4 protein-coding genes are annotated in these 5,328 nt (G+C 67.1%); all 4 read right to left on the reverse strand.

The annotated features are described in order from the left end of the window. Nucleotides 1-93: 93 nt before the first annotated feature. Complete coding sequence (locus QH290_RS00120) at nt 94-1,131, reverse strand: alpha/beta hydrolase (protein ID WP_280381615.1); 1,038 nt, start codon at nt 1,129-1,131, stop codon at nt 94-96. Nucleotides 1,132-1,427: 296 nt separating this feature from the next. Beyond that, on the reverse strand, nt 1,428-2,354 hold the full coding sequence (locus tag QH290_RS00125; RefSeq protein ID WP_280263913.1) for an alpha/beta hydrolase: 927 nt from the start codon (nt 2,352-2,354) through the stop codon (nt 1,428-1,430). 311 nt (nt 2,355-2,665) lie between these two features. Next, nucleotides 2,666-3,742: an alpha/beta hydrolase gene (locus QH290_RS00130; protein WP_280263915.1), complete on the reverse strand. Its 1,077-nt coding sequence runs from the start codon at nt 3,740-3,742 to the stop codon at nt 2,666-2,668. 354 nt (nt 3,743-4,096) lie between these two features. After that, the gene (locus tag QH290_RS00135; protein ID WP_425301583.1) at nt 4,097-5,143 is read right to left on the reverse strand and encodes an alpha/beta hydrolase; all 1,047 of its coding nucleotides are present in this window, start codon (nt 5,141-5,143) and stop codon (nt 4,097-4,099) included. Nucleotides 5,144-5,328: the final 185 nt, after the last annotated feature.

Consider the following 5,328-nt stretch of genomic DNA (forward strand, 5'->3'; position numbering starts at 1 on the left):
CCCCCCCCCGCTTTCGCGGGGGGCGCCCCCCCGCCCGCGGGGCCGGCCGTCGCGGGCGCCCCCCCCCCGCCCCAGGTGGTTGTTCGGTGGGTATCAGGCTCCCAGTGCGGCCAGGATGCCTGGGCGGGCCTTCGCGAGCTCCTCCTGCCAGTACTGCCACTTGTGCGTACCGGTGGACGGGAAGTCGTAGGTGGCCGGAATGCCCAGGGAGTTCAGGCGGGCCTGGAAGGAGCGGCTGCTCACCATCGAGATGGCCTCGAGGGCCATGGCGTTACCGGTGTTGAACAGGCCGACCGGCGAGGTGTTGCCGTCGGCCGGGCCCGGCAGGCCGCTGCCCGAGGAGATGAACATCGGCAGCCCGCGCAGCTGGGGCGCGAACACCATCGGGTCCGACCGCAGCCACTGCGGGCTCCACGGCGCCGCCATGGAGTCCACGTTGAACTTGCCCGCGTCGAGCATCATGATGCGGATCGCCTCGCGCATGCCCGGCGCGTTCCAGTTCAGCGGGCCGGAGAAGGCGGCCGCGTGCTTGAACTGGTCGCGGTGGAAGGCCGCCAGCCGCAGCGCGGCCGGGCCGCTCATCGACAGGCCGGCGACGGCCCAGTTGTTCTTCGAGACACCGTAATTGGCGAGGAAGGCGGGCAGTTCCTGGGTGAGGAAGGTCTCCCACTTGTAGGTGAACTTCTGCCCGTTGGTGTTGCTCGGCGCCGCCCAGTCGGCATACCAGCTGGATTGGCCGCCGACCGGCATCACCAGGGTGACGTTGTCGTTCGCGAACTGCTCCTGCGCGTTGGTCTCGAAGGACCAGGCGTTGCGGTCGTCGCGGGCGCGCAGGCCGTCGAGCAGCAGCATCGCGGCATTGCCGCCGCCGCGCGCCCACTGCACCTGGACCTTCACCGGGCCCATGCTGGACGGGACCATCAGTTCTTCGTAGCCGCCGGGCGGGGTGCGGTGCACCGGGGCGGCAACCGGATTCGCCAGTGCGATCGCGGGTGTCGCCACAGCGGCCGCTATCGGGAGAGCCAGCGCCGCGGCGCCCACAGCGAAAAGTCGTCTGCGCCAACCGAGCTGAGCATTTCGCCGTCCTTCACGGACGGTCGCCGCCAGCGCGGCGGACCTGCCGAAACGCATGGATCTTGCTCTCTTTCTGCTGCTGTAGCCTGCTGTTGCGAACACCCATCTCGGATCCCGACCTCCGATATGAGCGACGGCGCGTCTACGAACTGGTCACACTTGCGCTCGCTGGACGATATTCGACCGCCCAACCGTTAGCAAGATGGAACGAACCGCGTGACCGAAATCCGCCCGTGCACCTTTCGTAATGGTGCGGAGACCCTATCGCGTCCGGCCGGTGATTGTCGCGCGATACGAAAAGCCCACGGCGATCCCGCGTTTCGATCTCGGGGCGCGGGACCGCCGATCCGGGGCTATCCGAGGTTGGCGCTGAGGTCCGGCAGCATCTTGTAGACCTGATCGGTCCAGTAGTGCCAGAAGTGCACGCCGACCGGTGTGTAGTCGAACACGGCATTGGCGGCCCCGAGGCTGTCCTGGAAGGCGCGGGTGTTCGCCAGCGCGATGGTCTCGAGGACCTCGGCATTGGTCAGGTGGTAGGCGTCGATCGGGCTGCGCACCGCATCGCGCGGCCCGGGCAGCCCGTTGCCGGAGGAGATCCACAGCCGGGTGCCGTTCTGGCGCAGCAGCGGCGCGGCGAACGTGGGGTCGTTGCGCTGCCAGCGCGGATCCCACGGCGGGCCCCACATGCAGTCGATGTTGTAGCCGCCCGCATCGAGCATTGCCGCGCGCAGCGCCTCCCGCATACCCGGGGCGGAGGTACTGAGATAGCCCGAATAGGAAGCGGCATAGCGGAATTGATCGGGGTGATACGCGGCCAGGGTGAGTGCGGCGCTGCCACCCATCGACAGCCCGAAGATCCCGTTCCCGGAGGGATTGAACCCCAGCCGATCCCGCAGGGCATTGCGCAGATCCCGGGTCAGGAAGGTCTCCCACGCATAGGGGACGGCCTGGCCGTTGGTATTGCTCGGCGCGGCCCAGTCGGTATAGAAGCTGGACTGCCCGCCGATCGGCATCACGACATTGATATTCCACTGCGGCAGCACCCGCGAGATATCGGTGTCGATCTCCCAGCCGGACAGATCGTTGCGGGCCCGCAGGCCGTCCAGCGCGTACACCACCCGCTGGGTATTGCCGTCGGCCGCGCGGAATATCCGGGTCTTGATCGCGCCCATGCTGGAGTCGGTCCAGAAATCGAATCCGGCGGGGTTGTAGGACGCCGCGGCCGGACCGGCGGTGCCGCCGACCACCGTCGCGACCGGAAAGGCCAGCGCCAGCGCCATTCCGGCGATCGCCCGGCCCCATCGGCGAGAGCGCCCCCCGCGCCGTCGTTGTCGCACCGATATCTCGCTACCGGCAACTGTTCCGCGCACCCGACCAGAACGCAACGACCCGACCTTTCGCCCATGCGATCAGCACTGACCGCAACCGGAAATGCATGACGTGCGACATCCGATGCCGAAGGCTTCCCGTGGTGGCTGAACGTTTCGGCGTTACTTCTATAAGGCAGGGATTCGATACCGGCAGGCCGGAAAACGCCTGCCGAGACCGAATCGTGACATAAACCGTGAATTTGCCGGGACCGTTTACGCGATCACCCGATATTGGCCGAGAGGTCCGGGATCATCCGGTAGGCCTCGTCCTGCCAGTTGAACCAGTCGTGCACGCCCACGGGCGGGAAGGAGTACACGACGTTCTGCGCGCCCAGCGACATCATGCGGACCTGGAACGCTCGCGTGTTGGCCAGCGCCAGCGCCTCCAGCGGGCTGCCCTTGATGACATGGTCGGCGGCGGCCGCGGGTGGCAGCGTCCAGTTCTGTTCCGACGGAACGGCACTGCCCGCGGCGATCCACAGCCGGGTGCCGTTGCCGATCAGCTGCGGCGCGAAGACGAACGGGTCCATCCGTAGCCACTGCGGACCCCACGGCGGCGCCATCGAGTCGACGTTGTAGCCACCGGCGTCGATCATGGCCGCGCGGATCGCCTCCCGCATGCCGGGCGCCGAGATGTTGAGGTAGCCGGAGAAGGAACCGGCGAAACTGAACATGTCCGGGTGGTAGGCGGCCAGGGTCAGCGAGGCGCTGCCGCCCATCGACAGGCCGAACGTGCCCATGCGGTTGGTGCTGAACCCGAGCCGGTCGCGCAGCGCATCGCGCAGCTGCACGGTCAGGAACGTCTCCCAGTCGTAGCGGTAGCTCTTGCCCGGCCCGGCCAGGAATGCCTCCGTCGCACCCGAACCGGTCGAGGAGCCGAAACCGGGCGACCCGATACCGAAGAAGTCGCTGGGCGCGTTCCAGTCCGCGTAGAAGCTGGACTGACCGCCCACCGGCATCACCACGTTGATGTTCCAGTCGGTCAGCACCTGAGCGACATTGGTCTCGATCTCCCAGCCGTTCAGCGTCTCCGGCGCCCGCATGCCGTCGAGGGCGTAGACGACGCGATTGGTGTTGCCGTCCTTGGCACGGAAGATCCGCGACTTGATCGGGCCCATCACCGGCGAATCCACCCAGAAGTCGAAGCCGGACGGATCGAAGGCCGCCGCTGCGGTTGCGCCGCTGCCCGCCACCGAGACCCCCAGTGGCAGCACCATCGCCAGTGCCACGCCCAACACCGATCGCCTCAGCCACGAACCCGGCCCATGAGGTTTTGGCTTCCTGCGCGCAAATCGCATCGACTTCGACCTTTCGTTCGAGAACCGGCCGCGAATCATCCCTCGCCCCGCGTCCCGTCCTCACCTTCGGACAACACAGACAAAACCGTCGGCGCAGGAGCACGCCGTTGTACTGCACGTTCTTCGATACGAATCGAGTATCGGCGATCCGGTGTTGCAACAAAGTGATTCAACTCGGAATTGCCCCAAACAGTGACCTGTGACACATGGTCGGTCGAAATCGGTATGAAATGACCGATATCGCAGTCACCAGCAAATACTCAGCTTCGATAGGCCGAATCCCCCGGGACAGCAAAAGCCCCACGGCGACCAGGTCGCCGTGGGGCTTCGGAGGATCGCAGCGATCCCCGGGGATCAGCCGATGTTGGCCGAGAGGTCGGGGAGCATGCGGTAGACCTCGCTCTCCCAGTACCGCCAGTTGTGCACACCCACGTTCGGGAAGTCGTAGGTGACGTTGTTGGCGCCCAGCGACATCATGCGCACCTGGAACGCGCGGGTGTTGGCCAGTGCCAGCGCCTCCAGGCCCATCGCGTTGAGCGTGTTGAAGTTCGGGCCGTCGACCGGGCCGGGCAGGCCGCTACCGGCCGAGATCCACAGCCGGGTGCCGTTGGCCTTCAGCCGCGGCGCGAACACGAACGGATCCATCCGCAGCCACGCCGGGCCCCACGGCGGCGCCATCGAATCGATGTTGTAGCCACCGGCGTCGACCATCGCCACGCGCAGCGCCTCCCTCATACCGGGCGCCGAGACGTTGAGATAGCCGGAATACGAACCGGCGTAGCTGAACTGCTCCGGGTGGTACGCCGCCAGCGTCAGCGCCGCACTGCCGCCCATGGACAGGCCGAACGCGCCGTTGCGGGTGGCGCTGAAGCCCAGTCGGTCGCGCAGGGCGTTGCGCAGGTCGCGGGTCAGGAAGGTCTCCCACTCGTAGCGGTAGCTCTTACCGGGACCGGCGGCCAGCACCTGGGTGGCGCCCGAACCGGAGGCGGAGCCCGAGGACGAGCCCGAGATCGGCGGCAGGCCGAAGAACGAGCTGGGCGCGTTCCAGTCGGCGTAGAAGCTGGACTCGCCGCCGATCGGCATCACGACATTGATGTTGGCCTTGGTGAGCTCGGCGGCGACGTTGGTCTCGATCTCCCAGCCGCTGATGTCCTGGCGGGCACGCATGCCGTCGAGGGCATAGACCACGCGGTTGGTGTTACCGTCGGCGGCTCGGAAGACTCGGGTCTTGATCGGGCCCATCACGGCCGAATCGACCCAGAAGTCGAAACCGGCGGGGTTGAACGCGGCGGATGCCGTGCCGGCTCCTGCCACCGACACCCCGAACGGCAGCAGCGTCGCCAACGCCACCCCGAGCGCGGAACGCTTCACCCAGCCGGTCCGGCGCGAGCTCTGCTGCAGCGCCCGTCTCCGACGTCTTTCCTGCGCCCAACGCACAGTCACGCCTCGCATATTCTGTTCGGCCTTTCCCTTGTGCGGCCGGGCCCGGCCGCGTGTTGCGGGTACCCCTCGCAACCCATGCGAACACACGCCCCCCCCCGACGTACTAAAGGGAGCCAATAGCTTAGACGATGCCTACCCGTTTC

The sequence above is a fragment of the Nocardia wallacei genome (assembly GCF_029869545.1).
GTDB lineage: Bacteria > Actinomycetota > Actinomycetes > Mycobacteriales > Mycobacteriaceae > Nocardia > Nocardia wallacei_A.

What these genes read in the sequence shown, in the direction of transcription:
- QH290_RS00125 (WP_280263913.1), bottom strand. Translation starts at nt 2,354, where the DNA reads ATGGCGCTGGCGCTGGCCTTTCCGGTCGCGACGGTGGTCGGCGGCACC.
- QH290_RS00130 (WP_280263915.1), bottom strand. Translation starts at nt 3,742, where the DNA reads ATGCGATTTGCGCGCAGGAAGCCAAAACCTCATGGGCCGGGTTCGTGG.
- QH290_RS00120 (WP_280381615.1), bottom strand. Translation starts at nt 1,131, where the DNA reads ATGCGTTTCGGCAGGTCCGCCGCGCTGGCGGCGACCGTCCGTGAAGGA.